A 2,325-nucleotide genomic window follows, 5' to 3' on the forward strand; every position below is an offset into this window, starting at 1 on the left:
ATGGCGGTGGTGACCGGGATTCCGCAGGCCACCCTGGCGCGACATCTGGCCGTGGCCACGCCGCCCGTGGAGACACTGATCGAGATCGCCCGCGCCTACAACGCCAATCCGGTCGAGGTCCAGGTGGTGGCCGGGATCATTACCGAGGCCGAGGCGCAGCGCGCCGGATCCGGCAGCGCCATCCGCCAGGCCAGCACGCGGCAATTGCTCACGGAGTTGTTGCGGCGGGATAAAGAGGCGGAGGAAACGGCGCGGCGCAAACCCTCTCGCGGGGAGGCCGGGGCGAGGCTGTTCCGGTGAACAGTGTCGTGACCGTCCTGGCCGCGGTGTGCGCGCTCGCCGCGGCGGCCGCCCGGCTGCCGCGCTGGCGGGCCGCCGAATCGCGACCGTTCACCATCGGCCTGGCGCTGCTGGCGGTGTGGGCGCTGCTGCGCACCCCGGCGATCAATGACTCCGCCAATGAGATGTCGCTGCCGAGTGGGCATTTCGAAGGCTTTCCCGGGTTGATCGCGGATGTGTCGCTGGTCGGGGCCGGAGCCCTGATCGGGGTGACGGTGGCCGACGCGTGGGGCCGGGCGCTGTTGCGGCGCGCGTTCTACGTCGGGCTGATCGCGGTGGAGGCCGGGCTGCTGCTCACCTACGACCCGCTGCATCCGTCCTATGTGACCATCCAGAGCCACAACTGGATCGTGGCGCTGGCGGGCATGGCGGTGAACGCGGCGGTGCTCGTCGCCTCGGTGCTGAGCTACCGCACGGTTGCGGCGGCCTTCCGATTGCCGTTGGCGCTGTTCATGTTCGGCGGCCTGAGCGGTCTGACGCTGGCGGCGATGCGGGTGGTGACCCTGCTGCGCCCGGACGGTCCGCAACTCAACGCGTGGTCGCCGATCGTGTGCATTCCCATTTTCGGATTCGCCTTGGGATCGCTGATCGCCAGTGTCCGGATGCGCACGCAGACACCGACGGATATCGACGCCTGAGCCGGGGACTTCGATAATGCTGGAATGCACCACCCGGATTCAGTGAGCACCACCCCAGACAACGCCACCCCCGAGCGTGATTCCCGCCTGACCGACACCACCCGCGTCGAAGCCTTCAGCGACGGCGTCATGGCCATCGCGATCACCCTGCTGGTCCTCGAGATCCGGCTTCCCGAGACCGAGGGCGGCGATCTGTGGCGGGAGCTGACCGGGCTGTGGCCCAGCTATCTCGCCTATGCCGGTTCCTTTCTCACCATCGGCGTGCTGTGGCTGTGCCATCACCGGTTCTTCAGCCGCATCCGGCGCATGGACGGGCTGCTGCACTGCGGCAATCTGCTGCTGCTCCTGGCGGTGGCGTTCCTGCCGTTCCCGACCACGGTACTGGCCCACCATCTCGAGGACGGCGGCTCGAATGCCAAGGTGGCCACCGCGTTCTATGGTGTGGTGGGTGCGTTGCAGGCGGTGGCCTGGTTCGTGATGTGGGTGGCGGTGTACCGCAATCCGGAACTGTTCGAACCCGGCTACGACGCCGCGTTCGCACGCCGCGAAAGCATGCAGTCCGTCGTCGGTTTCGTCGCCTTCGACGTGATCGCGGCGATCGGGCTGCTGTGGCCCGCCGCGGCGCTGCTGCTGTATCTGGTGGCGGTGCTGGGTTACGGGGTCACCAGTACCCGCAACCATGTGCTCAGCCGGGCGTCGTGACGGTGGTTCCGGTCAGCGGGACGCAACTTGTCGGTAGGTTCGCGCTCGGGTAGCGCGAGCAGACCGGTCCGCTTATGCTCGTGCCGCAGATCTGAATCCGCTTGCCGGACCGTGGTTTTTGACCCGGCTCGCCGACGGTGACGGTCGGGGGCATCGGGGCGTTCGCCCTGGTGAAGATCGGTGCGGAAGTGCGGAGCGTGTCGGAATCAGTCAGCCCGCCGGGCGGGGAGCAACAGGCCGTCCGGACACAGCGCCCGCCCTTTCCGATCGGCGTCCTCGCGGGGTCGCTGGCGGTCACCGGTGTCGCGGTGGCGGCGGCGGTTCTCTTCGCTCCCAGCGATTTCCGGCTTCCACTGGCCATCGGTGCGGGCGCGGCGGCCCTGCTGCTGTGCGCGGCGCTCACCGTGACCGCGCAGTATCGGGCCCGGCTCGGTCAGGTTCGCCAGGAGGTGCTGGCCCACCGCATGCAGGCCGAGGCCCAGGTGAACACCGCGGTCAGCACCGCGCAGGCGCGAATCGCCGAGTCCGAGCAGCGGATCGCGGGCCTGCGTGAGCAGGTCGCCGAGCAGGCGCGCACGGCCAAGGAGAGCGAGCATCGCCGCGCCGCGGCGCTGGCCGCCTTCGCCGGTGCGGCCGGGCGCATGCA

2 protein-coding genes and 2 pseudogenes are annotated in these 2,325 nt (G+C 69.3%); all 4 read left to right on the plus strand.

Annotation, left to right across the window (positions count from 1 at the left end):
• Positions 1-300: pseudogene (locus ACWELQ_RS43990) on the plus strand (hypothetical protein); the annotation flags it as partial.
• Entirely contained in the window at positions 297-977 is a 681-nt protein-coding gene (locus ACWELQ_RS43995) for a hypothetical protein (RefSeq protein WP_452402900.1), read from the plus strand. The pseudogene ACWELQ_RS43990 and the gene ACWELQ_RS43995, both read left to right, overlap by 4 nt.
• Before the next feature lie 42 nt (positions 978-1,019).
• On the plus strand, positions 1,020-1,679 hold the full coding sequence (locus ACWELQ_RS44000; RefSeq protein ID WP_452402901.1) for a TMEM175 family protein: 660 nt from the start codon (positions 1,020-1,022) through the stop codon (positions 1,677-1,679).
• A gap of 197 nt (positions 1,680-1,876) precedes the next feature.
• Positions 1,877-2,325 (plus strand): annotated as a pseudogene (locus tag ACWELQ_RS44005) (hypothetical protein); the annotation flags it as partial.

It is taken from the genome of Nocardia sp. NPDC004722 (genome assembly GCF_053601505.1).